This is a genomic window from Streptomyces sp. NPDC056161, assembly GCF_042268025.1.
In the GTDB taxonomy this organism is placed as follows: domain Bacteria; phylum Actinomycetota; class Actinomycetes; order Streptomycetales; family Streptomycetaceae; genus Streptomyces.
Genome location: NZ_JBHJUV010000034.1, coordinates 19,218 through 45,282 on the forward strand (window position 1 = coordinate 19,218; position 26,065 = coordinate 45,282).

Here is a 26,065-nt window from a genome sequence, read left to right on the forward strand (position 1 = left end):
CGAAGCGAAAGACATCATGCGGGGGTCACGCCTACTGTCCGGGAATCGTCCGCCCATTGCTGAACCGAAGTCCGTGGTTCCGATTACCGGCCCGGTGCCAGCCGGAAGAACGCCCGGTAGAGATCGAGTTGCTGCGTCAGCATGTGCACGCCGTGATGGACGGGATGGCCGAGCGCGGCCGCCGACTTCAGCAGCGCGGTGTCCCTCGGCTTCATGATGATGTCGGCGACCACCGCGCCGGGCTCCAGGGTTCCCGGCGCGAACGGCAGCGGATCACCCGGGGAGAGACCCAGCGGAGTGGCGTTGACCGCCAGGTCCGCACCCTGCGGATCGGGCACGGCACGGCCGGTCGCCCGCCCCGGCCACACCCGGGACAGCCGGCCGAGCAGCGCCTCGCGCCGCTCGGAGTCGGGCTCGCAGACCGTCAGCCGGGCCACCCCCGCCCCGAGCAGCGCCGCGGCGATGGCACTGCCCGCGCCACCCCCGCCGACCAGCATGACCCGCCGTCCCTCCGGCGCGTGACCGGCGGCCCGCAGCCCCGCCACGAAGCCGGCGCCGTCGAAGTTCTCCGCGTACCAGCGGCCGTCCGGCTCACGGCGCAGCGCGTTCGTGCTGCCGCTGAGCCGGACGGCCGGGCTCAGCCCGTCGGCGAAGGCACGGGCCGCCGCCTTGTGCGGCACGGTGATCAGCAGCCCGTCCACGTTGCCCGCCCGTTGCAGGCCCCGGACGACGTGGGGCAGGTCGTCCGGGCCGGCGTGCACCGGCACCAGCACGGCGTCGGTGCCGGGCCGGTTCAGCAGGGGATTGAGCAGGGCCGGCGCCTGCACCTGCCGCACCGGGTCCCCGATGACGGCCAGCAGCCGGGTGGTTCCGCTGATGCTCCAGGGCGCGTCACCGGTCATCGCGTCGGCGCTCCCGCCGCCGCACGGCGCGGCATCGCGTCCAGGACCGCCGCCACCGTCTCCGCCGGAACGCCGGAGACGAGTTCGGCGCCCGCGGGCCCGTCCAGCACGAAAGCCAGACCACGGGTCGCCTTCTTGTCCAGCCGGGCCAGGGCCACCAGTTCGCCCGTGCTCACCCCGGCCGGCACCTCGGTGGGCAGCCCGTAGTGACGTACGACGTCCAGGTGCTCGGCCACCCGCTCCGGGCCGATCCGGCCGAGCGCCCCGGCCAGCCGCCCGGCGAACACCGTGCCCACGGCCACCGCCTCACCGTGCCGCAGCGCGAAGTCCGTGGCCCGCTCCAGCGCGTGGCCCAGCGTGTGGCCGTAGTTCAGCAGATGGCGCAGCCCCGAGTCGCGTTCGTCGAGGCTCACGATCTGCGCCTTGCGGGCCACGCTCGCCGCGATCTGCTCCGCCGTGCCGAGGCCGCGCAGGTCACCGGCGCCGATGAAGTGACAGCGGGCTATCTCCCCGTACCCGTTGATCCGCTCCCGCTCCGGCAGCGTGGCCAGGTAGTCCGTGTCGCACAGCACGGCCCGGGGCTGCCAGTACGCGCCGACCAGGTTCTTGCCCTGCGGCAGGTTCACCGCCGTCTTGCCGCCCACGCTCGCGTCCACCTGGGCCAGCAGCGAGGTCGGCAGATGCACCACCGGCACCCCGCGGTGGTAGAGCGCGGCCGCCAGCCCCACCGCGTCGGTCGTGGTGCCTCCCCCGCAGGAGACCACCACGTCCGACCGCGTCAGGCCGAACTGCGCGAAACACACGCAGAGTTCCTCCACCCAGGACAGCGTCTTGTGCCGCTCGCCGTCCCGGGCCGCGATGTGCAGGGCCTCGACCCCCGGATCGGGTGTCCACGCGGCGGGCCGGGCCGACACCACCACCGCCTTGCGGGCGCCGATCCGGGCGACCACCTCGGGCAAGGTGTGCCGGACCCCGGCACCGATGCGCACCGGGTAGCCGCGGTCGCCGAGGTCGACGTCGATCGTGTGCCAGGACGAGCCGTCCGCGGCGGCGGCCCCCTGCGGAATTCCGGTCATGTCGCACTCCCACTGTCGGTCATGTCGCACTCCCCGTCGGGCTCGGCTCCCGGCCGCGTCGCCGGTCCGCCGACACTGCGGCGGAGCGTAGTGCCGAGCCGCGCGCCGACTCCCCGTGCGCGCTGCTCCACCGCGGTCCGCAACCGCAAATAAGGGTGGGTATAGGGGGGAGGGCAGGGGGGCCAGGGGTACGGCAGAGACGCAGACTCGGGAGCGGCACAGAGTCGGACCCGAGGAGAGACCATGCAGTCCCGGCGAGGATTCCTGCTGATGTCGGCAGCTACCAGTACGGCGGTCACCCTGGGCACGATGGGCCTGACAGCCTGTTCGACCGGCGGCGAGGACACGGTGGGGGACACCCCGCAGGACGGCGGGACACTCACCTACGCGGCGTCCACCGAACCGGACAGCTGGGACCCGCACCAGGCGTCCACCGGGGTCACCGCCCGGCTGCTGCGCCCCGTCCTCGACTCCCTGGTCACGCTGAAACCGGACGGCACGGTCGCCCCGTGGCTGGCCGCCTCGTGGCAGGTCTCCGCCGACGGCCTGAGCTACACGTTCAAGCTGCGCAAGGACGTCACCTTCAGCGACGGCACCCCCTTCGACGCGACCGCGGTCAAGGCCAACTTCGACCACGTGGTCGCGCCCAAGACCGTCTCCAAGGCCGCGGCCCCGCTGCTCGGCCCCTACGAGCGCACCGAGGTGCCCGACCGGTTCACCGCGGTCGTCCACCTCAAGGAGCCCTACGCCTCCTTCCTGCGGTCCGTCGCCTCCACCTTCCTCGGCTTCCACTCGCCGAAGGCGCTCAAGGAACGCGCCGCCGACCTCGGCGCGGGCGGCCCGGCCATCGTCGGCACCGGCCCCTTCCGCTTCGTCTCCCGCATCGCGGGCCAGCAGGCGGTGTTCGAGCGGCGCCCCGACTACCGCTGGTCACCCGCGGGGGCCGCGCACACCGGCGCCGCGCGGATCGACCGGATCGTGGTGAACATCCTCACCGAGAACGCCTCCCGGGTCGGCGCGGTCACCTCCGGCCAGGCCGACGTGGCGGAGGAGATCCCCGCCGCGCGCCTGGCGTCCGTACGCGCCCAGAGCGGTCTGAGCCTGCTGCGCACCGCCGTGCCCGGCACGTCGTACACCTTCTACCTCAACACCCAGCGCGCGCCCTTCGACGACCTCGGTGTCCGCCGGGCCGTGCAGTGCGCCGTCGACCTGCCCGCCATCGTCAAGGGCGTCTTCCAGGGCGAGTACCAGCCGGCCCGGTCGCCGCTGAATCCCTCGACCTTCGCCTACGACAAGAACCTCGGCGACCTGTGGGGGTACGACCGGGCCAAGGCCGAGCACCTGCTCGACACGGCCGGCTGGACCGCGCGGGACTCGGCCGGCTACCGCACCAAGGACGGCAGGCGGCTGACGGCCCTGGTCCCCTACGTGCAGAGCTTCGTCTCCAGCGACAACCAGGCCATCGCCATCGGGATCCAGGACGCGCTCAAGAAGGTCGGCATCGCGCTCGACCTGATCCCGGTCGACTCGGCCACCAGCATGGACCGCACCGCCAAGGGCGACTACGACATGTTCGCCTTCGGCTGGGAGAGCCCCGACCCGGCGCTGCTGCGCAACCTCTACCACTCGAAGAAGCAGTTCGGGAAGGGCGGCATGAACGGCGCCCGGGTGCACGACGCCCAGCTCGACACCCTGCTCGACCGCGCCCAGCGCACCGACGACCGCGACCAGCTCGTCGAGCTGTACCAGAAGGTCCAGCGCAGAGTGATCGAGCAGGCGTACTCGATCCCCACGTACGTCGCCTCCCGCGACTCCGCGGTACGCAGCCGGGTGCACGGACTGACCTACGACGCGTTCAGCGAACACGACCTCTACGACGCCTGGGTGAGTGGACGTTGACGGGCGGCGTGCTGCGCTTCGTCCTCCAGCGGCTGGCGGCCGGCGCCCTCGTCGTCTGGGGCGCGGCCACCCTCACCTTCTTCGCCGTGCACCTCGTGCCCGGTGACACGGTGGCCGCGCTGATCGGCCCCGGCACACCCGTCACACCCGAACTGCGCCACCAGGTCCTCGTCGACAGCGGACTCGACGACCCGCTGCCCGTCCAGTACGTGCACAGCATGGGCGCGCTGCTCAGCGGCGACCTGGGACGGTCGTACCAGCTCAACCAGCCCGTCGGCCAGGTGCTCTCCGGACAGGTGCTGCCGACCGTGCAACTGGCGCTGTGCGCCCTGGTGTGCGCACTGCTGCTGGCGGTGCTCGCCGCCGTCGCGACAGCGGGCCGCGGCGGACTCGTCCGGTCGCTCGCCTCGGCCGTGGAACTGGTCACCGTGTCCGTGCCCGCCTTCTGGCTCGGCATCGTGCTGCTGACCGTCTTCTCCTTCCACCTCCATCTCTTCCCCGCGGCCGGGGACGGCTCGGCCTCCGCGCTCGTCCTGCCCACCCTGGCCCTGGCCCTGCCGCTGGCCGGAGTCCTCACCCAGGTCATGCGGCAGGAACTGGAACAGACGGACGGCCGGCCCTTCGTGCTGACCGCCCGCTCCCGCGGCCTCGGGGAGACACGGCTGCTGCTGCGGCACACCCTGCGGCACGCGCTGCTGCCCCTGACCACCATGTCCGGGTTCCTGCTCGGCGGGCTGTTCGGCGGCGCGGTCCTGGTGGAGAACATCTTCGCCAGGCCCGGCCTGGGCCGCATCCTCGTCCGGGCCGTGGAGGCCCGCGACATCCCCGTGGTGACGGCCCTGGTCCTGCTGTCGGCCGTCGTCTTCGTCGTCATCAACATCGTCGTCGACCTGCTGCACCCGGTCATCGATGCGCGGCTGAGAAAGGTCACCCCATGAGCGTCGACGGCGGACCGGAGGACGAACGGAAGACCATCGGGAGGGGAGGGGCCGCGTGGGTCGGTGTCGAGGCCGTGTCGCCCACCGGGCCCCGCGCGGGCGTCCGGTGGGCGGTCCGGGACCGGGTCCCGCTGCTGTGCGCGGGCGCCCTGCTGCTCCTGCTGGCCCTGGTCCTCGCCGTTCCCGGCCTGTTCACCGACCACGACCCGAACGCGACCGACGTCGTCCGGACGTTCCAGGCACCCGGCGCCGGCCACCTGCTCGGCACCGACCAACTCGGCCGCGACGTGTTCGCCCGCCTGGTGTACGGCACCCGGATCTCCGTCGCGGTGTCCGCGGCGGCCACCGCCATCGGCGTCGGCGGCGGCGCCCTGCTCGGCCTGCTGGCAGCGGTCGGCACGAACCGGGCGGACGCCCTGCTCATGCGCGTCGTCGACGTCCTGATGGCCTTTCCGGAGACGCTTCTCGCCCTGCTGGTCGTCGCCGTGCTCGGCGGCGGCACACTGAACGTCGCCGTGGCCATCGGACTCGCCGGCATCCCCGGCTACGCCCGGCTCGTACGCGGCCAGGCCCGGCTGGTGCTCGGCTCGGAGTACGTCGACTCCGCCAAGGTGCTCGGGGTGCCGCCGTGGCGCTACCTCCTGCGGCACGTGCTGCCGAACATCGGCGGTTCGGTCGTCGTCCTCGCCTCCATCGGCTCCGGCGCGGCCATCGCCAGCGGAGCCGGGCTCAGCCTGCTGGGCCTCGGCCCCAGACCACCGCAGGCCGACTGGGGGTCCATGGTCGCCGACGGCAAGGACTTCCTGCAGACCGCCTGGTGGATCTCGGTCGCGCCCGGCGTCCTCATCTCCCTCGTCGTCGTGGCCGCCACCGCCATCGGCCGCCACCTCCAGGTCTCGGCGGTGCGATGAACCTCATCGACGTGCAGAACCTGAGCGTCGCCTTCGGGCGCGCGGCCCGGCCCGTCGTGCGCGGCGTCACCCTCTCGGTCGCGCCCGGCGAGTGCGTCGCCCTGGTCGGTGAGTCCGGCTCGGGCAAGAGCGTCACCGCGCGGGCCCTGATCGGCCTCGCCGGACGCCGCGCCCGGGTGGGCGCCGACCGGCTGGACATCGACGGCGCCGACGCGACCCGGTTCACCGAACGCCGCTGGCGCTCCGTGCGCGGCCGGCGGATCGGCATGGTCCTCCAGGACGCGATGGTCTCGCTCGACCCGCTGCGCACCGTCGGCGCCGAGATCGCCGAGGGCGTCGCCCTGCACCGGGCCGCGGCCGGCCGGGACGTCACCGAACGCGTGGTGGAACTGCTCACCGACGCCGGGGTCCCCGAGCCCGAGAGCCGGCGCACCCAGTACCCGCACCAACTGTCCGGCGGGCTGCGCCAACGCGCCCTGATCGCCGCGGCGCTGGCCGCCGACCCCCGGCTGCTGATCGCCGACGAACCCACCACCGCCCTGGACGCCGTGGTGCAGGCACAGATCCTGCGGCTGCTGGAACGCATCAAGGGCGAGGGGCGAGGACTGCTCCTGATCAGCCATGATCTCGCCGTGGTCGCCCAACTCGCCGACCGCGTCCTGGTCATGCGCGACGGGGACGTGGTCGAGCAGGGGCCCACCGCGCAGTTGCTCACCGAGCCCCGGCACCCCTACACACGCACCCTCATCGACTCGATCCCCACCGGACGGCGCCGCACCGCACACCCGCCCGGCGAGGTCCTGCTCACCGCCGAGCACCTCGTGAAGACCTACCCCGGGCAGGGGAAGGCCCCCGCCCGGCGCGCGCTGGACGATGTCTCGCTGACCCTGCGCGCGGGCGAGAGCCTGGGCGTGGTCGGCGAGTCCGGCTCGGGCAAGAGCACCCTGGCCCGGGTACTGCTCGGCCTGCTCCCGGCGGACACCGGAGAGGTACGCCTGGACGGCGGGCCCTGGAGCACCCTGGGCGAAAGGGCCCGCAGACCCCTGCGGCACCAGGTGCAACTCGTCCACCAGGACCCGTACGCGTCGTTCGACCCGCGCTTCACGGTGGGCCGGATCATCGCGGAGGCACTGCCCGCGGCCGCCCGCCCGGGGCGCCCGGAGCGCGTCGCCGAACTGCTGGAACAGGTCGGACTGGACACCGGGTTGCTGCGGCGCCGGCCGCACCAGCTCTCCGGCGGCCAGCGGCAGCGGATCGCCATCGCCCGCGCGCTCGCGCCACGCCCCCGGCTCCTGGTGTGCGACGAGCCCGTCTCCGCGCTCGACGTCACCGTGCAGGCCCAAGTGCTCGACCTGCTGGGCAGGTTGCAGCGGGACACCGGGGTGGCCCTGCTGGTCATCACCCATGACCTCGCCGTGGTGCAGGAGATCAGCGACCGCGTGCTCGTGATGAGGGACGGCGTGATCGTCGAGGAGGGCCCGACGCGCGACGTCTTCCGCCACCCCCGGCACGCGTACACCGGCTCCCTCGTCGACGCGATACCGGAGCTGGCGCGCGCCACCGGCGAGACCACCCCGCACGGGAGTCCCTCTCCGGCTCCCGTCCCTTCTCGGAAAATCCCACAACGACGGAGTGTGCATGACTGACACCACCTGGAAGGCGGAGGCGGATGCCGACGGCTGGAGCGAGCGGGCCCGCACCGTCGCGGCCTCACTCGCCGCCTCGGCCGCGGAGCGTTCGGCGAGCGCGCGGCCGCCGCACCGTGCGGTGACCCTGCTCAAGGACTCCGGTCTGATCACTCTGCTCGGGCCCGCCGAGCACGGCGGCGGGGCACAGGATTGGCCGGTGGCCGACCGGGTGGTGCGGATCGTCTCGGCGGCCGACCCCGCGCTCGGCGAACTCCTCGGCCGGCACTACGTCTGGGTCAGGCTCGCCTCCTTCATCGCCACCCGGGAGAAGACCGAGCACATCGACGAGGTCTCGGCCCGGGCCCGGTGGCTGTTCGGAGGATCCCTCGACGTCCGCGGCGCCGCCCTCGCCGTCCGCGACCGCGGTGACGACATCGTCTTCAACGGGCGCATCACCCCGTCCACGGCCGCCCGGGTCAGCGACATCACCCTGCTCGAAGGCCGCTTCCCCGACGGGTCCCTGGTCAGCTCGCTCGCCATGTCCACCCATGTCGGGCTCACCTTCGAGGACGACGAGGCGGGCACCGTCACCGTGCGCGACGCCGACATCCCCTGGAGCGGCGCGCTGGGATACGTCGACAAGGTCTTCCAGCCCCGCGCTTACAACGACCTCCTCGTCCCCACCCTTCACCTGGTCCTCGCCCAGGTGGCGCTGGGTGCGGCCGCCGGCCGGCTCGCCGCCGGGGAGCATCCGCACAGCGGCCGTACGGACCTGGGGGCCGCGCTCCGCGCGGTCGAGGACGAGGCCGACGCGGTGTCCGAGGAGGCCGGCGCGCTGCACCGCCGCGCCGCCGCACTCACCGGCTCCGAGACCGCCGCCCACGCGGACCGCACGGCCCGCCTGCTGGCCCGGGCCCGAGCCGCGGCATCCGCCGTGACCGGGCAGCACGCCGGCTCCATGCCCCAGCAGGACGGTGTCCGATGAGCGCCCCGCTGCCCCGGATCCCGCTGTCCGTGCTCGACATCGCGCCGGTGGAACGCGGCCGCGGCGCCGCACACGCCCTCAATACGGTGGGCGAACTGGCACGCCGCGCCGAGGAGTTGGGTTTCCTACGGGTCTGGGTGGGCGAGCACCACGACACCCCGGGGGTCGCCAGCGTCGCACCCGCCGTGCTCCTCGCCGCGCTCGGCTCGGCGACGCGCACGATCAGGATCGGCTCCGGCGGGGTGATGCTGCCCAACCACGCGCCGCTCGTCGTGGCCGAGTCCTTCGGCACGCTGGGCACGCTGTTCCCGGGCCGGGTGGACCTGGGCGTCGGACGGGCACCGGCCACCGGCCAGGCCGTCGCGTCGGCCCTGCGCCGGCTGCCCGCGGACGCCTTCGCCGACGACCTCGGCGATCTCGTCCACTTCGTGACGGACAGCTTTCCGCCGGAACACCCGTACGCCGGGCTGACCGCCATGCCCGTACCGGCAGCGCCGCCCGAGGTCTGGGTCCTCGGATCCAGCGTCGGCAGCGCGGCCCTCGCCGGGCAGCGGGGTCTGCCGTACGCCTTCGCACACCACTTCTTCGGTGCGCGCGGCGCCGCGGAGGCCCTGGCCGCCTACCGGTCCGCCTTCCGTCCCTCGGCGCTGCTCGACGCGCCGTACGCCATGCTCACCGTGCACACCGTGTGCGGCGAGGACGACGGCCACGCGACCGGACTCGCCCTGCCCGCGGTGGTCTCGGCCCTGGAGATCGGCGGCCTGGCCCGGCACGATCCGCTGCCCACACCCGACGAGGCGGCCGGCTACGACTGGCCCGACGGCAAGCGCGACTACGCCGGGACGCTGCTCGCCGGGCAGGCCGTCGGCGGCCCGGAGACCGTCCGGCGGCGGCTGGCCGAACTCCTCGACGCCGCCCGGCCGGACGAACTGATGGTGACCAACAACATCACCGACACCAAGGAGAAACTCCGCTCCCTGGAACGGGTGCGGGAACTGTTCGGGCCGACCGGGGGCCGCTGACCGGGGGACGAGGGCGCGGCGCCCACCCCGAGGACCGGGGAGGGGCGCCGCGCCCTGCCGTCCGTCTCACAGCGCCGCCCGCGCCTTGAGCGGTTCCCACCAGGAGCGGTGCTCCTGGTACCAGCGCACCGTCTCGGCCAGACCGGTCGCGAAGTCCCGGCGCGGGACATAGCCCAGCTCGTCGCGGATCTTGGTCCAGTCGACCGAGTAGCGCCGGTCGTGGCCCTTGCGGTCGGCGACGTACTCGACGCTCTCGTCCCAGTCGGCCGCGCACGCGTCGAGCAGCCGCCGGGTGAGTTCCAGGTTCGACATCTCGGTGCCACCGCCGATGTTGTAGACCTCGCCGGGCCGGCCCTTCGTGCGGACCAGTTCGACGGCCCGCACATGGTCGTCGATGTGCAGCCAGTCCCGGATGTTGCCGCCGTCGCCGTACAGCGGGACCTTCCCGCCGTCCAGCAACTGGGTGATGAACAGCGGGATGACCTTCTCGGGGAAGTGGTGGTGCCCGTAGTTGTTGCTGCACCGGGTGACCCGCACGTCGAGGCCGTGGGTGCGGTGGTACGAGAGGGCGATCAGGTCGCCGGCCGCCTTGGACGAGGAATAGGGCGAGTTGGGTTGCAGCGGATGCGACTCGTGCCAGGAGCCGGTGTCGATGGATCCGTACACCTCGTCGGTCGAGACGTGGACGAACCTGTCGACCGACGCGCGGTGCGCCGCGTCGACCAGGGTGTGGGTGCCGACGACGTTGGTCCGGACGAACTCCGCACCGCCGTCGATGGACCGGTCCACGTGCGACTCGGCCGCGAAGTGCACCACCTGGTCGTGCGCGGCCGTCAGCCCGGCCACCAGCATCGGGTCGCAGATGTCGCCCTGGACGAACGACAGTCTGGGCGAGTCGCGGACCTCGTCGAGGTTGGCGAGGTTTCCGGCGTAGGTCAGCTTGTCCAGGACGGTCACCTGGACGTCCCCCGGCCCGTGCGGACCGAGCATCGTACGGACGTAGTGCGAGCCGATGAAACCGGCGCCGCCGGTCACGAGAATCCGGGTCGTCATCGTGATATCTGCACCTTGCTGTGGTCGCCGAGCACCAGCCGGTGGGCGGCCGGATTGCGCGGTGCGGGAGTGACCTCGACGTCCCGGCCGATGAGCGACGCCTCCACGCGGCGCACCCCGGTCACCGAGGAGCCCTTCAGGACGATCGAGTACTCGATCTCGCTGTCCTCGATCCGGCAGCCGTCCGCCAGGGCCGTGAACGGTCCGACGTAGGCGTCCTTCACCACGGTGTCCGCCCCGATGATCGCCGGGCCCACGATGCGGCTGCCCGACACCTGCGCGCCCGCCTCGATGCGCACCCTGCCGATGATGACGCTCGCGTCGTCGACCACGCCCGCCACCAGTGGCTCCACGTGTTCCAGGACCGTGTGGTTGACCTCCAGCAGATCGCTGACCTTGCCGGTGTCCTTCCAGTACCCGGAGATCGTCGTCGAGCGCACGTCGTAGCGCTGGTCGATGAGCCACTGCAGGGCATCGGTGATCTCCAGTTCGCCCCGGTCGGACGGCTCGATGGCGCGTACCGCGGTGTGGATCACGGGGGTGAGGAGATAGACACCGACGAGGGCCATTTCGCTCTTGGGCACCTCGGGTTTCTCTTCGAGGCCCACCACCCGTCCGTCGACGTCGAGTTCGGCGATGCCGAACGCGCGGGGATCGGGCACCTTCGTCAACAGGATCCCGGCGTCCGGCCGTTCCTCCTGGAACGCGTCGACCAGCTCGGAGATCCCGCCCACGATGAAATTGTCACCGAGATACATGACGAAGTCGTCGTCGCCCAGGAAGTCCCGGGCGATGAGCACGGCATGGGCGAGCCCGAGCGGCGCCTCCTGCGGAATGTAGGTGACCTTGATCCCGAATTGCGATCCGTCTTTGACGGCCTCCTGTATTTCCTTGGCGGTGTCGCCCACGATGATCCCGACATCGACGATCCCGGCTTCCGCGATCGCTTCGAGGCCGTAGAAGAGAATGGGTTTGTTGGCGACCGGTACGAGCTGCTTCGCCGATGTGTGCGTGATCGGGCGCAGGCGGGTGCCCGCTCCTCCGGAGAGTATGAGCGCCTTCACGAGTGCCATCTCCACGTAGTTGTCTTCGCCACGGCTGGTCCGCTCCTGGTGCCACTGCCTTCCGTCGCAGCCTTGGGAACCTGAGGAGATTGCATCACCGACCGGACGGCCGCGGCGGTTGTGCACGGCGAGCTAGGGGGTTGTCGAACGGAGTTAGGGGTCCCAGGTGCAATTCCGGCGGTGCTAGCGTCCTCGTGGAATGGTGTGCGTCCATGACTGAGTGGCGTGCCGCCAATTCCCGTGCAGGGGCCGAAATGTGTGAACCAGGACCGGAGGCGAAGTGACGAGCGAGGAGTCCGCACAGTGGATCCGCCGGTTCCACCCGGTGTCGGAGGCGAAGGTCCGCCTCGCCTGCTTTCCGTACGCCGGGGGTGCCGCCGGTTTCTACCACCCGCTGTCCGGCCTGCTCTCCCCGGAGATCGAAGTGCTGGCCGTGCAGTACCCCGGACGGCAGGAGCGGTGGCAGGAGCCGGCGGTCGAGGACATCGGTGTGCTCGCGGACCGTGCCGCGGCCGCGCTCGGCCCCTACATCGGCGGGCCGCTCGCGCTGTTCGGCCACAGCATGGGTGCGGTGGTCGCCTTCGAGGTCGCCCGGCGGCTGGCCGCCGATCCGACGGCGGCACCCCTGCTGTGGCTGTTCGCGTCAGGGCGGCGGGCTCCGTCTCTCTCCGTGGACGAACGCGTCCACCTCCTTGACGACGACGGTCTGGTGGCGGAGATCGAGTCGCTGGGCGGCACCAGTCCCGGACTGCTCGCCGACGAGGAACTGCGCCGCATGGTGCTGCCCGCCGTACGCGCCGACTACCGGGCGATCGAGACCTACCGCTGCCCGGCCGACGCCACACCGCTCACCGTGCCGGTCACCGTCCTGGTCGGCGACAGCGACCCCCGGGTCACCGTCGAGCAGGCCGGGGCCTGGTCCGCGCACACCGAAGCCGCGACCGACGTGCACGTCTTCCCCGGCGGCGACCACTTCTATCTGAGTCCGCACCGCGCGGAGGTCGCCGAGCACGTCCGGCGCCGCCTGCGCTGAGGGCTCCCCGGCACGGGACTCCTCGGCGCGGTCAGGCGCCGTCCTGGAGCGTGGCCACGGCCGCCTTGGCCGCCTTGATGGCCCCCTTGTTGATCTCGTCCGTGGCCGGCGCCTTCTTCGTCTCGAAGTCGCTGCCGTTGTAAGTGACCATCACCAGGGCGTTGTTGACGCGGGCGATGACGACGCCCTCGCGGGTCTGCTGCTTGGCCTCGGTGGTCAGGTTCACCACCGAGTAGGCCGAGTCGCCGACTCCGGGTACGTCCCCTCCGCCGCTCTTCTCCGAGATCCGCTGGTCGTATTCCTTCTGCGCCGCGCTGTCGGTGTCGGAGATCTCGTAGGAGACGTCGAGCCAGCGGTAGTCGTAGCCCTTGAGCGCGTTCCAGGAGCAGGTGCGGCGCAGCTTCGCGTCCGTCGAGGGGATCTCCTTGCCGGCCGTCTTGGCGCCCGGCACCAGCGAGGTGACGGTCGCCTTGGGCACGCCGGCGCAGGGTGCGGGCGCGGTGGCGTACGTCGTCGACGTGTCCGTCGACGCGTCGGTGGACGAGGACGCGGCGGCCGACGGCTGGGTGGCGGTCTCCTGGTCCGGCTGGTGTTCCGTGGCCGGTGTCGCGGCGAACGGGCCGGACGTCAGTGCCCAGCCGGCCACGGCGAGCACGGCGACCGGTGACAGACGCGCGGTGAGGGCGAGCGGCAGAGGAAGATGACGCACGGCGTACTTCTCGTGGGGGAAGGGGGGTGCGGAGGGTGTCCGCACTGCGGGACGCCAGTGTCACACGACTGGCTGTGGGACGAAAGTGCCAACTCGCTTCTTACCTGCGCGATGACGGGGGAGGGTGCGGACGAATCGCCCGGATCCGGGTCGATAAGCCGTGCGGGTGTCCTGGCCCCGGGGCGCGTTCGCGGTGACGGGCGTCACCCTCGCGGTGTCGCGCTCAGGCGGCGGTGCCGAGAGCGTGTGCCCACTCGGCTACGCGGACGACCTCGCCGCGCCGGGCGAAGACCTGCTCGACGAGGGTTTCGTGGAGCGCGGGGTCGGGGTCGGCGCAGGCGTCGGACAGGACGGTGACCCGGTAGTCGAGGTCGGCTGCCTGCAAGGCGGTGGACAGGACGATGCCGCCGGTGGCGATGCCGGCCAGGACGAGGTGGGTGATGTCCTCGGCGGCCAGGATCTGCTGGAGGTCGTTGCCGGCGAACGCGCTGACGCGGTTCTTGTGGACGACGATCTCGCCGTCCGCGGGTGCTACGTCGGGGTGGATGGCGGTGCCGGGGTCGTCCGCGGTGAAGAGGTGGTGCGGGAGGGATCCGAAGACCTTGTTGCGGGGGTGGGCGTCGAGGTGGCCGGGGCGCAGCCGGAGAGCCACGTGGATGACGGGGACGTCGGCGGCGCGGGCCGTGCCGAGGGCGCGCACGGCGTTGGGCAGGTAGTCGTCGGCCATGTGCGCGAGGTGATTGAGCTGGAGGTCCATGAGCAGCAGGGCGGTGCGGGACAAGGGCGTGCCTCTCGGAGGTGTCTTTGGCTTTCGGCGGGCGCCGCGCGCCGGACGGCCGGGGGCGACGGGCGCGGGTTCCCACCCGTGGCCACGACACTAATGCATACAGTTTCGACTGTACAGTTTTAACTGCATAATTTGGTCGCACGCCCTGGGCGCCGCCGTGACCGCGGCCGGGCGAAATCTCCTGCCTATCACCGGCACACCTAGCGTGACCAGGTGTTTCGAGGAGGCGTTCAGGTTGCTGTCAGGTTGTCCGCGCGCCGGTGAAAGTCATGCACCAGAGGGTCCAAAACAATGGCAAACGCCTCTGTGGCACCACGAGTTCACCGTGTCATCGTGCGGTCCATGACCACAGAGCACCTCCTCGACGACCGCCCCTTCGTTCCCCTTCGCGCCCTGGCGAACAAGGTGCCGGAAGTGACCGTCTACTTCTGGATCATCAAGGTGCTCACCACCGGGATGGGCGAGACCGCGTCGGACCTGCTGGCCCGGGTGTTCGGTCCGGTGCCCGCGGTCGCGCTCGGTGGTCTCGCCCTGGCCGTCTCCCTGGCCGTGCAGTTCGCCGTCCGCCGGTACATCGCCTGGGTGTACTGGACCGCCGTCGTCATGGTCAGTGTGTTCGGCACGATGGCCGCCGATGTCCTGCACGTCGGTCTCGGCGTGCCCTACGCGGTGTCCACGCCGGTCTTCCTCGTCCTGCTGGCCGCCGTCTTCGCCCTCTGGTACGCCGTCGAGCGGACGTTGTCCATCCACGGCATCCGCACCCGCCGCCGCGAGATCTTCTACTGGGCGGCGGTCCTCGCCACGTTCGCCCTCGGCACCGCCGCGGGCGACCTCACCGCCACCGTCGGCTTCGGCTACGCCGGCTCGGTCCTGCTCTTCGCCGCCGCGATCTGCGTGCCCGCGGTCGCGCACCGCGTCGCCGGCATGAACGCCGTGACCGCCTTCTGGACCGCCTACGTCATCACCCGCCCCCTCGGCGCCTCCCTCGCCGACTGGATGGCGGTCGGGCACGCCCGGGGCGGACTGGGGTTGGGGCTGGGGCCGGTCACCCTGGCCTGGACCGTCGCCATCGCCTGCTTCGTCGGCTACCTGGCCGTCTCCCGCAGAGACGTGCGGCGGTGACGCTCCCGGCCGCCGATCCGCAGGACACGGCGGCCCCGCGGGTGCCGGACCGGCACCCTGGGGCGAGCAGCGGTCCGCACGAAGGGAATCGGAGATCCGCATGAAGGAATCGGACAGGGGAAGGCACTGCATCAGGACCGGCAACGGCACGCGGTGAACCACCCGTTCGCCGCCCGTACCTCCGGACCGTGGGACGACCCGTACCTCCGAACCATGCGAAGAGAGGCCAGATGTTCACCACCCGCCCCACCCTCCAGGGCACCTTCGGCATGGTGTCCGCCACGCACTGGCTGGCCTCGCAGTCCGCCATGGCCGTGCTGGAGGACGGCGGCAACGCCTATGACGCCGCCGTCGCGGGCGCGTTCGTGCTGCACGTCGTCGAGCCCCATCTCAACGGCCCGGCCGGCGAGGTGCCGATCCTCCTGGCGCCGGCGGGCGGCGAGGTGCGGGTGCTGTGCGGGCAGGGGGTGGCGCCCGCGGGCGCGACGGTCGCGCACTACCGGGGACTCGGCCTGGACCTGGTGCCCGGCACCGGACCGCTCGCCGCCGCCGTGCCCGGCGCCTTCGACGCCTGGCTGCTCCTCCTGCGCGACCACGGCACCAGGTCCCTCGCCGACGTCCTGAAGTACGCCATCGGGTACGCCGAGCACGGCCACCCGCCGGTGGAGAACCTCACCGGGACCGTCGAGAGCGTACGCCGGCTGTTCGAGACCGAGTGGACCTCGTCGGCCGAGGTGTACCTGCCCGGCGGTGAGGCACCCCGGCCCGGCCGGCCGTTCAGCAACCCGGCCCTCGCCGCCACCTGGCGGCGGCTGCTCGCCGAGACCGAGGGCGCGGGGGACCGGGAGGCGCGGATCGAGGCCGCCCGCGAGGTGTGGCGGACCGGCTTCATCGCCGAGGCACTGGTACGGCAGGCCCGGCGGCCCACCCTGGACACCAGCGGCGAACGGCACACCGGCACGCTCACCGCCGCCGACCTCGCCGGCTGGTCCGCGAGCTACGAGGCCCCCGTGACGTACGACTGGCGCGGCTGGACCGTGTGCAAGGCGGGCCCCTGGAGCCAGGGCCCCGCCCTCCTGCAACAACTGGCCCTGCTGCCGCCCGAACTGCCCCCGTACGGCTCCGCCGACTACCACCACCTGCTGATCGAGGGCTGCAAGCTCGCCATGGCCGACCGCGAGGCGTGGTACGGCGACGCCGCCGACGTGCCGGTCACCGAGTTGCTGTCCGACGCGTACAACGCCGGGCGGCGGACACTGGTCGGCGACCGCGCCTCGTACGATCTGCGGCCCGGCAGCCCCGGTGGCCGCACACCCCGGCTGTGCGGCCCCGCGCGCGTGGCCGCCGGCGAGGTGGCCGGGTTCGACCCGATGGGCGTCGGCGAGCCGACCACGGCGCGGCTCCCCGGCGGGCTCGGCACGGGTGCCGACGGTGCCACCCGCGGCGACACCTGCCACCTCGACGTCGTCGACCGCTGGGGCAACATGGTCGCGGCCACGCCGAGCGGCGGCTGGCTCCAGTCCAACCCGGTCGTGCCCGAACTCGGCTTCCCGCTCGGCACCCGGCTCCAGATGACCTGGCTGGAGGAGGGCCTGCCGGGCACCCTCACCCCCGGCCGCCGCCCGCGCACCACCCTCACCCCGTCACTCGCGCTGCGCGACGGAACCCCGGTACTGGCGTTCGGCACCCCCGGCGGGGACCAGCAGGACCAGTGGCAGCTGCACTTCTTCCTCGCCGTCGCACTACGCGGCCCGGTGCGCGGCGGCCTCGACCTACAGGGCGCGATCGACGCACCGAACTGGCACAACGACAGCTTCCCCAGCTCCTTCTACCCGCGCGGCCGCAACCCGGGCAGCGTCACCGTGGAGTCCCGCACCGACCCGGCGGTGGTCGCGGAACTCCGGCGGCGGGGCCATGACGTCACGGTCGGCCCCGACTGGTCCGAGGGCCGGCTGTGCGCGGTGGCCCGGGACCCCGCCACCGGCGTCCTGTCGGCGGCGGCCAACCCGCGCGGGATGCAGGGCTACGCGGTGGGCCGCTGACCGGCGGCACCGGCTGTTCGTCTCGATTCCACCCGGGATACACCGGGCCGGTGTGGATTGTCAGCGCCGCATGCTCTCATGGAGACATGATCGAAGACACCAGGACCTGGGGGTGCCCCCTGGACGAAGACCTCGGACAGCGCTCAGCGGCCGGCGGGGACGGCCTCGCCGAAGCCCTGCTGACGGAATTCCTCCCCAGCCGCTCGGCAGCGGTTCAGGACGCGATCCGCGAGGCCGCGGCGACCGAGATCCTGCCCCGCTTCCGCAGGCTCGCCGACCACGAGGTCGCGCAGAAGAGCGGGCCGCACGACCTGGTGACGGACGCCGACCGCCTCGCGGAGCGGTACCTCACCCGAGTCCTCGCCGCCCTGCTGCCCGGTTCCGTCGTCGTGGGCGAGGAGGCGGTCCACGCCGACCCCGCGACCTACGAGGCGATACGCGGCGACGCGCCGGTGTGGATCGTCGACCCGGTCGACGGCACCCGCCAGTTCGTCCACGGCGACCCCGGCTTCTGCACGCTCGTCGCGCTCGCCCACCGGGGCGTCCTGCTCGCCTCGTGGACCTACGCACCGGCCGTCGACCGGCTCGCCACCGCCGTACGGGGCGGGGGCGCCTTCCTCGACGGAGAGCGGCTCGTCGCGGGCGCGCCCGCGCCCGGCCGGGACCTGCGCGTCGCCACCTCCCACCCGGACTACACGACCGACGAGGAGAAACACGCGCTGCTCGGACTCCGGGCGGACGGCGTCGCGCCGCGCGCCTGCGGCTCGGCGGGGCTGGAGTATCTGGCCGTGGCCCAGGGCGAGTTGGACGCCACCGCGTTCTCCTGGGAAGCCGCCTGGGATCATGCGGCGGGCCTGCTGCTGGTCGAGGAGGCGGGCGGCACCCACCGCACGCTCACCGGCGAGCCGTTCCGCATCACCGGCGGCAACGCCCTGCCGTTCACCGCGGCACGGGACGCCGCCACCGCCCACCGGGTACGGGAACTGCTGCGCGGCAGCGGCGACTGACCCGGCCGCCGGGGGAGGAGCGGGGCACGGACACCGCCGGACGCCGGGGCGGGGCCCGGACAACGGGGCGGTCCTGACCGTTCCCGGGACCGCCCGGTGCCCGGTACTTCCACCGCACCGTCGGGATTGTCAGTGCCCCGGCATATGCTGACTCCGAGTGGCCATCGGCTGACGAAGGGGTCCGAAGGTGCCGTCGATGCTCGATACGGTCGTAGTGGGAGCGGGGCCGAACGGATTGACGGCCGCCGTGGAACTGGCCCGCCGCGGCTTCTCCGTGGCCGTGTTCGAGGCCCGTGACACGGTGGGCGGCGGGGCCCGCACCGAAGAACTCACCCTGCCCGGCTTCCGCCACGACCCCTGCTCGTCGGCGCATCCCCTGGGAATCAATTCACCGGCCTTCCGCGCCCTCCCCCTGGAGCGGTACGGCCTGGAGTGGCTGCATCCCGACCTGCCCATGGCACACCCGTTCCCGGACGGCACGGCCGCTGTGCTGGCCCGGTCGGTCGCCGAGACGGCCGCCTCGTTCGGGCCGCGCGACGCGGGGGCGTACCGCAGACTGGTCGCGCCGTTCCTGCCCAAGTGGGACACCCTGGCCCGGGATTTCATGTCCCTGCCCCTCACCGCGCTTCCGCGTGACCCGGTCACCCTCGCCCGCTTCGGTCTGGTCGGCCTGCCGCCCTCCACCTGGCTGACGAGCCGATTCCGCGACGAACGGGCCCGGACCCTGTTCGCCGGGCTCGTCGCCCATGTCATGGCCCCGCTGGGCGGCTTCGCGACCAGCGCCGTCGGCCTGGTCTTCGCGCTCGCCGCACACGCCCGGGGCTGGCCCGTGGCCCGCGGCGGATCCCAGTCGATCTCCGACGCCCTCGCCGGCTACCTCAAGGACCTCGGCGGCAGCGTGCACACCGACTACGAGGTCAAGCGCCTGGACGACCTGCCGCCCGCCCGCGCGTACGTCTTCGACACCTCGCCGACCGCCCTGGCCCGGATCGCCGGCTTCGGCAGCCACTACGCGGGCTACCGGTACGGCCCGGGTGTCTTCAAGATCGACTACGCCCTGGACGGCCCGGTGCCGTGGACCGCGCCCGAAGCCCGCTCGGCCGGAACCGTGCAGGTCGGTGCGACCAGCGCGGAGATCGGCACCGCCCTGCGCGCCGTGTCCCGCGAGGGCCGGGCCCCCGACAAGCCGTTCCTGATCACCGTGCAGCCCAGCGTCGCCGACCCGACCCGGGCACCGGCCGGCCGCCAGGTCTTCTGGGCCTACGGACATGTGCCCAGCGGCTGGACCGGTGATCTCACCGACGCCGTCGAGCGCCAACTGGAGCGGTTCGCCCCCGGCTTCCGCGACCGCGTCCTGGCCCGTGCCACCGCGGGCCCGCCCGAACTGGCCACCCGCAACGCCAACTACGTCGGCGGTGACATCTCCTGCGGCGCGGTCTCCGGTCTCCAGATCCTGCTGCGCCCGAAACCGTCCCTGTTCCCGTACCACACCCCGCACCCCGCGGTCTTCATCTGCTCGTCGGCCACCCCGCCGGGCCCGGGTGTGCACGGCATGTCGGGGCACAACGCGGCGAAGGCCGTCTGGCGGAGGCTGAGACAGGCATGACCACCATCACGCTGGTCCAGGGGGACATCACCCGGCAGACCGCCGACGCGATCGTCAACGCGGCGAACTCCTCGCTGCTGGGCGGCTCGGGCGTCGACGGCGCGATCCACCGGCGCGGCGGCCCCGCCATCCTCGACGAGTGCCGCAGACTCCGCGCCTCGCGGTACGGCAAGGGCCTGCCCACCGGCCAGGCGGTCGCCACGACGGCCGGCGACCTGGACGCCCACTGGGTCATCCACACGGTGGGCCCGGTGTACCGGGGCTCGGGCGGCGACCCCGCGCTGCTCGCCTCCTGCTACCGGGAGTCACTGCGGGTGGCCGACGCCCTCGGCGCGCGCACGGTCGCCTTCCCCGCCATCTCCACCGGTGTCTACCGGTGGCCGATGGAGGACGCCGCTCGCATCGCGGTGGAGACCGTGCGCGCCGCGGAGACGGAGGTCGAGGAGGTCAGGTTCGTCCTCTTCGACGAGCGGGCCTACGGGGCGTTCGCCGCGCAACTTCCCTGACGGAAGCGGAGCTTGCGGCGAGGGACGGATCCGGCGGGAGTCGGCTCCCGCGCGGCCCGAAGCCCTTGGCCTCCGGGGCTTCGGACCCCACCTCATGACCAGGGTCCGGGCACGTTTTCCGCTGAGGTTCCTGGGCGCCGTAGCCGTAGCCGTAGCCGTAGCTGGGTCCGGGTCCGGGTCCGGGGTCGGGGCCGGGTCGACCCGCTCGTCGGGGACGTAGGCCGCAGGTCGCAGTAGGCGCCGTAGACGATCTCGACGGCCGGGTCGCGCGGCCGGACCGCGTGCGCGGCGCCCTCGGCCGTGGCTCGCCCCTGGTGTAAGCGTCACGTCAGTGTCCGCTCGAAGCCCGTCAGCGTTGCGTCATGGGCCGCCGGCGGAGCGGACGGGCGGGCATAGCGTCGGCGCCGAGCCCCGCTCCGCCTCCTCGCGTCCGGGGCCGTCAAGCCACTCGACCCCGGGATGACGACATCCACCACCGCGACGTGGGCCACGCCCCCCGTGTCACTCCCGCGCCGCCCCCTCGATCCGCCTCCGGGCGAGCGACGGCCCGGCCCTCGCCCGGAGGTGCACCAAACATCCCTTGTATGCGATATGTGAGGACTCTGTGACGGCCGAGAACAACGTCGGGCTGGTCGCCCCGATCGGCCTGCCGGCCGGCCCGGTGCCGGCCCCGATCACGCTGGAGCGCTTGCGATGACCGCGCCCACAGCAGTGCGAGAGGACCCCCAGGACCCCCAGGACCCCGAGGACCCCGAGGACCCCGAGGGCGCGGTGGGACCACCCGACCCGGGTCCCCGGCGGATCGGTGCCGGGCTGCTCGACCCGAAGCAGTTGTGGCGCGCCCTGCCCGCCGCGCTGCGCAAGCTCAACCCGGTGCCCCTGGCCCGCAACCCGGTCATGTTCGTCACCGAGATCGGCGCGGCCCTGACCACCGGTATCGCCCTCACCCACCCGTCCGTGTTCGGCTGGCTGATCACCATGTGGCTGTGGCTCACCGTCGTCTTCGCGAACCTCGCGGAAGCCGTCGCCGAGAGCCGCGGACGGGCCCAGGCCGACAGCCTGCGGGGCATGCGCCGCGAGACCGTCGCCCGGCGGCTCACCGGATGGCGGCCGGGCGCGGCGGCGGACGCCTACGCCGAAGAGACGGTCGGCGCGGGGGAGTTGCACCGCGGTGACCTCGTCGTGGTCGAGGCCGGGCAGACGGTGCCCGGCGACGGCGACGTCGTCGAGGGTGTCGCCAGCATCGACGAGTCGGCGATCACCGGAGAGTCGGCGCCGGTGATCCGCGAGTCGGGCGGCGACCGCTCGGCCGTCACCGGAGGCACCCGCGTCCTGTCGGACCGGATCGTCGTACGCATCGCGCAGGAACCCGGCGACTCCTTCCTGGACCGGATGATCTCCCTGGTGGAGGGCGCGGGCCGGCAGAAGACGCCCAACGAACTCGCCCTGAACCTGCTCCTGGTGATGATGACGTTCGTCTTCCTGGTGGCGGTCCTCACGCTCCAGCCGATGGCGATCTTCTCCAAGGACTTCATGGCGGCCGCGCACGACACCGAGGCGCTCACCGCCGACGGCGTCACCGGGATCGTGCTCGTCTCCCTGCTCGTCTGCCTGATCCCGACGACCATCGGCGGACTGCTCTCCGCGATCGGCATCGCGGGCATGGACCGGCTGGTGCAGCGCAACGTGCTCGCCACGTCCGGGCGCGCGGTCGAGGCGGCCGGCGACGTCAACACGCTGCTGCTCGACAAGACGGGCACGATCACCCACGGCAACCGGCGGGCGAGCGGTCTGCTGCCGCTCGATTCGGTGACGGGCCGGCGGCTCGCGGACGCCGCGCTGCTGTCGAGCCTCGCGGACGAGACTCCCGAAGGACGCTCCATCGTCGGATACGTGGGCGAGGAGTTCAACGCGGCCGAAGAGGTGCCCGAGGACGCCGAGTGGGTGCCGTTCTCCGCCACCACCCGGATGTCCGGGGTGGATCTGCCCGGCCGGCCGGGGACCGGGGGAGGCCGCCGGCTGCGCAAGGGCGCGGCCGCCGCGGTGGCGGACTGGGTCCGCGACAACGGCGGCACGGTCCCCGCGGCCCTGGACGCCGCCGTCGAGCGGATATCGGCCTCCGGCGGCACCCCGCTCGCGGTCGCCGAGTGCCCCAAGGAGGGCCCGGCCCGGCTGCTCGGCCTCGTCCACCTCAAGGACGTCGTCAAACCGGGACTGCGGGAGCGCTTCGCCGAACTGCGCCGGATGGGCATCCGCACGGTCATGGTCACCGGCGACAATCCGGTCACCGCTCGGGCCATCGCGAACGAGGCGGGCGTCGACGACTACCTCGCCGAGGCCACCCCGGAGGACAAGCTCGCCCTGATCAAGAAGGAACAGGCGGGCGGCCACCTGGTCGCCATGACCGGCGACGGCACCAACGACGCCCCGGCGCTCGCCCAGGCGGACGTCGGCGTGGCCATGAACACGGGTACGTCGGCCGCCAAGGAGGCCGGCAACATGGTCGACCTCGACTCCGACCCCACGAAGATCATCGACATCGTCGAGATCGGCAAGCAACTCCTCATCACCCGCGGCGCGTTGACCGCCTTCTCCGTCGCCAACGACATCGCCAAGTACTTCGCGATCCTGCCGGCCATGTTCGGCGGGGTCTACCCGGCGCTCGACGCGATCAACATCATGCGGCTGCATTCGCCGACCTCGGCGATCCTGTCCGCGGTCATCTTCAACGCGGTGATCATCGTCGTGCTGATCCCCCTGGCCCTGCGGGGTGTGCGCTACCGGCCCAGCAGCGCCGACGCCCTGCTCACCCGCAACCTGTGGATCTACGGCCTCGGCGGACTGGTCCTGCCCTTCCTCGCGATCAAGCTCATCGATGCCGCCGTCGTCCAGTTCATCCCTGGGATATGAGGACCCGCCCATGAACCTTCTGTCCAGAATGCCCTCCTGGGTGGGCCACCACGTGGCCGCGATCCGGGTGGTCGTCGTGCTCACGGTGGTCCTCGGCCTGCTCTACCCGCTGGGAATGACCGCGCTGGCCCAGGTCCCCGGCCTGCGCGAGCACGCTCACGGCTCCCGGCTGACCGCCGGCGGCAGCGCACTGATCGGGCAGTCCTTCCTCGACAGGAAGGGCGCCCCGATCCCGTACTACTTCCAGCCCCGCCCCTCCGACGCCGGCACCGGCTACGACGCCTCGGCCTCGGCGGCCGGGAACCTCGGCCCGGAGTCGACCGTCGACGTCCTGCCGGTCGAGGGGCGGCCCGATTCCGGGAAGCAGAGCCTGCTCACCCAGGTCTGCGCCCGCAGCAAGGCGGTGGGCGAACTGGAGTACGTCGACGGTTCCCGCCCGTACTGCACGGCCGACGGAGTCGGCGCGGTCCTCGGCGTGTTCCGCGACGGCGGCACGACCGGGAAGGCCACCCGCGTGGTCAGCCTCGACCAGGCGTGCCCCGAAAAACCCTTCCGCAGCACGTACGAGGGGATCACGGTCGAGTGCGCCACGCCCGGGGCCGACTACAGCAAGGCGGTCGTCACCCCCGTCCGCGGCGACGCGCCCGCGCACCCGAAGGTCCCGGCCGACGCGGTCACCGCGAGCGCCAGCGGCCTCGACCCGCAGATCAGCCCCGCCTACGCGGCACTCCAGACACCCCGCGTCGCCCGCGAACGCGGCATGACCGAGGCGGCCGTACGCAAGCTCGTCGACCGCTGCACCAGCGGGCGCGGCCTCGGCGTCCTCGGCGCACCCGCCGTCAACGTCGTCGAGCTGAACGCGGCCCTCGACCACATCCGTCCCGTCCCGGCCAAGGGGGCCTGACCACCATGTACGGCTGGCTCCAGGCCACCCTGATCCTCGCGGTCGTCGTCGCACTCCACGTGCCGCTCGGCGACCACATGGCGAGAGCCCTCGACGGCGGCCCGCACCACCGTGCCGAGCGCGCCCTGTTCAAGGTCTGCGGCATCGACCCGGACGGCGAACAGGACTGGCGGCACTACCTGTTCGCGCTCCTCGCCTTCAGCCTGGTGAGCATCGCCGCGCTGTTCGCGCTGTTCACCCTCCAGGGCAGGCTGCCCTGGTCCACCGGCCACGAGGGCATGCCGTGGCGGCTCGCGCTGCACACGGCGGTCAGCTTCACCACCAACACCAGTTGGCAGAACTACGCCGGCGAGTCCACCACCGGCCATCTCGCGGTGATGGCGGGCCTCGGCGTCCAGGCGTTCGCCTCGGCGGCCGTCGGCATCTGCGCCGCGCTCGCCCTCGTCCGGGGCCTCGTGCGGCGCGACACCGACCGGCTCGGCAACTTCTGGGTCGACCTCGTCCGCACGATCTTCCGGATCATCCTGCCCCTGTCGGTCGTCTGCGGCATCGTCCTGATCGCCCTGGGCGTCCCGCAGAACCTCGACGGCCCGCACACCGTCACGACGATCGCGGGCGGGCAGCAGACCCTGCTCGGCGGCCCGGTCGGCTCCTGGGAACCCCTCAAGCTGATGTCCGGCGACGGCGGCGGCATCTTCAACGCCAGCAGCGCGCACCCCTTCGAGAACCCGACCGCCCTCACCAACGCGATCGAGATCGTGCTGATGCTGCTGATCCCCACCGCGTTCATCCGCACCTACGGCCGGCTGATCGGCTCCCTGCGGCAGAGCTGGACCCTGCTGGCGGTCGTCGGCATCCTCTTCGGCCTGCTGCTCGCGGCCGGCACCCTCGCGCAGAGCGCGCACAACGGCACGGTGACGGCGGCGGTCGGCGGCCCGTACGAGGGCACCGAGACCCGGGTCGGCGTCCCCGGCTCGACCCTGTTCGGCATCGCGGCGACCGGCTCGGCGGACGGCGCGGCGAACGCGTCGTACGACAGTTTCTCCAGCCTGGGCGGCGGGGTGCTGCTGTCGGCGATGATGCTCGGCGAGATCGCCCCCGGCGGCGCCGGCAGCGGACTGTACGGCTTGATCATGGCGGTGCTGATCGCGGTCTTCATCGGCGGTCTGATGGTCGGCCGCACCCCCGAGTACCTGCGCAAGCGCATCGGGTTCCCGGAGATGCGCTACGTCGTCCTGTACGCGCTGGTCGCCCCGACCGCCATCCTGGGCTGCACCGCCCTCGCGGTGGGGCTCGGCGACGGCCGGACCTCCATGGGCAACCCGGGACCGCACGGCCTGACGGAACTCGTCTACGCCTACACCTCCAACGTCAACAGCAACGGCAGCGCCATGGCGGGCTTCAACGGCGCCACCGACTTCCACAACCTGCTGATGACGGCGGCGATGCTGATCGGCCGCTACGTGCCGATGGTGTTCCTGCTCGCCCTCGCCGGACGGCTGGCCCGCCAGCAGCCGGGCGTGGTCACCGCGGGCACCCTCCAGGCCCGCGGCGTCAACTTCGTCGCGCTGGCCACCGGAGCCGCCCTCATCCTGGCGCTGCTCAACTTCCTGCCGGTCCTCTCCCTCGGCCCGCTGGCGGAGGGGCTGCTCTGAGCACGCCGGCCCCGCACGAGTACCAGCGCCGCAGGTCGGCCACGGCACGGCTGGTCCGCGGGAGCTGAGAACAGGACGGGACAGGACAGGACAGGACAGGACAGGACGGGACGGGACGCGGCTCGGCGCCACGCCGCCGTGTCCCGTCGCCGCAGTCGGCGAGAGTCCGCTCCTGTCACGGTGGGTCGGGCGGTCGTCCGGCCGCCTCCCGTCCGGCCAGGTCCGGAGGGGAGGCGGCCAGGGGACCGCGAACCAGCGGTCGCGAACCAGCGGTCGCGAACCAGCGGTCGCGAACCAGCGGTCGCG

At 72.6% G+C, this 26,065-nt stretch carries 21 protein-coding genes; 15 read left to right on the top strand and 6 right to left on the bottom strand.

Annotation, left to right across the window (positions count from 1 at the left end; translation table 11 throughout):
* Positions 1-83: 83 nt before the first annotated feature.
* Together ACFC09_RS28200 and ACFC09_RS28205 are read right to left on the bottom strand one after the other, a co-directional pair.
* The gene (locus ACFC09_RS28200) at positions 84-902 is read right to left on the bottom strand and encodes a shikimate dehydrogenase family protein (protein WP_376533134.1); all 819 of its coding nucleotides are present in this window, start codon (positions 900-902) and stop codon (positions 84-86) included.
* Positions 899-1,978 carry a 3-dehydroquinate synthase family protein gene (locus ACFC09_RS28205; protein ID WP_376533135.1) on the bottom strand — a complete coding sequence of 360 codons (1,080 nt, stop codon included), beginning with the start codon at positions 1,976-1,978 and terminating at the stop codon, positions 899-901. Before ACFC09_RS28205 ends, ACFC09_RS28200 begins: the two co-directional genes overlap by 4 nt.
* A gap of 243 nt (positions 1,979-2,221) precedes the next feature.
* Here ACFC09_RS28205 and ACFC09_RS28210 point away from each other — a divergent pair, with 243 nt between their 5' ends.
* The 6 genes from ACFC09_RS28210 to ACFC09_RS28235 are packed head-to-tail and all read left to right on the top strand — an operon-like array spanning position 2,222 to position 9,361.
* Positions 2,222-3,877, top strand: a complete 1,656-nt coding sequence (locus ACFC09_RS28210) for an ABC transporter substrate-binding protein (protein ID WP_376533136.1) — start codon at positions 2,222-2,224, stop codon at positions 3,875-3,877.
* Positions 3,874-4,815: an ABC transporter permease gene (locus ACFC09_RS28215; protein ID WP_376533137.1), complete on the top strand. Its 942-nt coding sequence runs from the start codon at positions 3,874-3,876 to the stop codon at positions 4,813-4,815. Before ACFC09_RS28210 ends, ACFC09_RS28215 begins: the two co-directional genes overlap by 4 nt.
* Positions 4,812-5,726, top strand: coding sequence for an ABC transporter permease (locus ACFC09_RS28220; protein WP_376533138.1), 915 nt, complete (start codon positions 4,812-4,814; stop codon positions 5,724-5,726). Before ACFC09_RS28215 ends, ACFC09_RS28220 begins: the two co-directional genes overlap by 4 nt.
* A complete protein-coding gene (locus ACFC09_RS28225; protein WP_376533139.1) occupies positions 5,723-7,372 on the top strand; it encodes a dipeptide ABC transporter ATP-binding protein in 1,650 nt (549 codons plus the stop codon). Before ACFC09_RS28220 ends, ACFC09_RS28225 begins: the two co-directional genes overlap by 4 nt.
* Entirely contained in the window at positions 7,365-8,339 is a 975-nt protein-coding gene (locus ACFC09_RS28230; RefSeq protein WP_376533140.1) for a monooxygenase, read from the top strand. Before ACFC09_RS28225 ends, ACFC09_RS28230 begins: the two co-directional genes overlap by 8 nt.
* Positions 8,336-9,361, top strand: coding sequence for an LLM class flavin-dependent oxidoreductase (locus ACFC09_RS28235; RefSeq protein WP_376533141.1), 1,026 nt, complete (start codon positions 8,336-8,338; stop codon positions 9,359-9,361). The genes ACFC09_RS28230 and ACFC09_RS28235 overlap by 4 nt, the downstream gene beginning before the upstream one ends.
* A 66-nt stretch (positions 9,362-9,427) precedes the next feature.
* Here ACFC09_RS28235 and rfbB read toward each other — a convergent pair whose 3' ends face one another.
* On the bottom strand, positions 9,428-10,414 hold the full coding sequence (gene rfbB, locus ACFC09_RS28240) for a dTDP-glucose 4,6-dehydratase (RefSeq protein WP_376533142.1): 987 nt from the start codon (positions 10,412-10,414) through the stop codon (positions 9,428-9,430).
* Positions 10,411-11,478 carry a glucose-1-phosphate thymidylyltransferase gene (locus ACFC09_RS28245; protein WP_376533143.1) on the bottom strand — a complete coding sequence of 356 codons (1,068 nt, stop codon included), beginning with the start codon at positions 11,476-11,478 and terminating at the stop codon, positions 10,411-10,413. The genes rfbB and ACFC09_RS28245 overlap by 4 nt, the downstream gene beginning before the upstream one ends.
* A 280-nt stretch (positions 11,479-11,758) precedes the next feature.
* On the opposite strand from ACFC09_RS28245, the gene ACFC09_RS28250 reads away from it, so the two are divergent.
* Complete coding sequence (locus tag ACFC09_RS28250; RefSeq protein WP_376533144.1) at positions 11,759-12,511, top strand: thioesterase II family protein; 753 nt, start codon at positions 11,759-11,761, stop codon at positions 12,509-12,511.
* A gap of 31 nt (positions 12,512-12,542) precedes the next feature.
* Here the strand turns inward: ACFC09_RS28250 and ACFC09_RS28255 are convergent, their stop codons facing one another.
* Positions 12,543-13,220 (bottom strand): hypothetical protein, encoded by a 678-nt coding sequence (locus tag ACFC09_RS28255; protein WP_376533145.1) that lies wholly within the window; start codon positions 13,218-13,220, stop codon positions 12,543-12,545.
* 223 nt (positions 13,221-13,443) lie between these two features.
* Positions 13,444-14,001, bottom strand: coding sequence for a cysteine hydrolase family protein (locus ACFC09_RS28260; protein WP_376533146.1), 558 nt, complete (start codon positions 13,999-14,001; stop codon positions 13,444-13,446).
* 348 nt (positions 14,002-14,349) lie between these two features.
* On the opposite strand from ACFC09_RS28260, the gene ACFC09_RS28265 reads away from it, so the two are divergent.
* The 8 genes from ACFC09_RS28265 to kdpA all read left to right on the top strand — a co-directional run bounded on the left by ACFC09_RS28265 (position 14,350) and on the right by kdpA (position 25,759).
* The gene (locus ACFC09_RS28265) at positions 14,350-15,129 is read left to right on the top strand and encodes a hypothetical protein (protein ID WP_376533147.1); all 780 of its coding nucleotides are present in this window, start codon (positions 14,350-14,352) and stop codon (positions 15,127-15,129) included.
* A gap of 230 nt (positions 15,130-15,359) precedes the next feature.
* Complete coding sequence (locus ACFC09_RS28270) at positions 15,360-17,171, top strand: gamma-glutamyltransferase family protein (RefSeq protein ID WP_376533148.1); 1,812 nt, start codon at positions 15,360-15,362, stop codon at positions 17,169-17,171.
* A gap of 86 nt (positions 17,172-17,257) precedes the next feature.
* Positions 17,258-18,178 carry an inositol monophosphatase family protein gene (locus ACFC09_RS28275; RefSeq protein WP_376533149.1) on the top strand — a complete coding sequence of 307 codons (921 nt, stop codon included), beginning with the start codon at positions 17,258-17,260 and terminating at the stop codon, positions 18,176-18,178.
* A 196-nt stretch (positions 18,179-18,374) separates the two neighbouring features.
* Complete coding sequence (locus tag ACFC09_RS28280) at positions 18,375-19,784, top strand: phytoene desaturase family protein (RefSeq protein WP_376533150.1); 1,410 nt, start codon at positions 18,375-18,377, stop codon at positions 19,782-19,784.
* On the top strand, positions 19,781-20,290 hold the full coding sequence (locus ACFC09_RS28285) for an O-acetyl-ADP-ribose deacetylase (protein ID WP_376533151.1): 510 nt from the start codon (positions 19,781-19,783) through the stop codon (positions 20,288-20,290). The genes ACFC09_RS28280 and ACFC09_RS28285 overlap by 4 nt, the downstream gene beginning before the upstream one ends.
* A 693-nt stretch (positions 20,291-20,983) precedes the next feature.
* Positions 20,984-23,200 (top strand): potassium-transporting ATPase subunit KdpB, encoded by a 2,217-nt coding sequence (gene kdpB / locus ACFC09_RS28290; RefSeq protein WP_376533152.1) that lies wholly within the window; start codon positions 20,984-20,986, stop codon positions 23,198-23,200.
* 10 nt (positions 23,201-23,210) lie between these two features.
* Positions 23,211-24,104, top strand: a complete 894-nt coding sequence (locus ACFC09_RS28295; protein WP_376533153.1) for a potassium-transporting ATPase subunit C — start codon at positions 23,211-23,213, stop codon at positions 24,102-24,104.
* A 5-nt stretch (positions 24,105-24,109) separates the two neighbouring features.
* Positions 24,110-25,759 carry a potassium-transporting ATPase subunit KdpA gene (gene kdpA / locus ACFC09_RS28300; protein ID WP_376533154.1) on the top strand — a complete coding sequence of 550 codons (1,650 nt, stop codon included), beginning with the start codon at positions 24,110-24,112 and terminating at the stop codon, positions 25,757-25,759.
* The last annotated feature ends 306 nt before the right edge of the window (positions 25,760-26,065 follow it).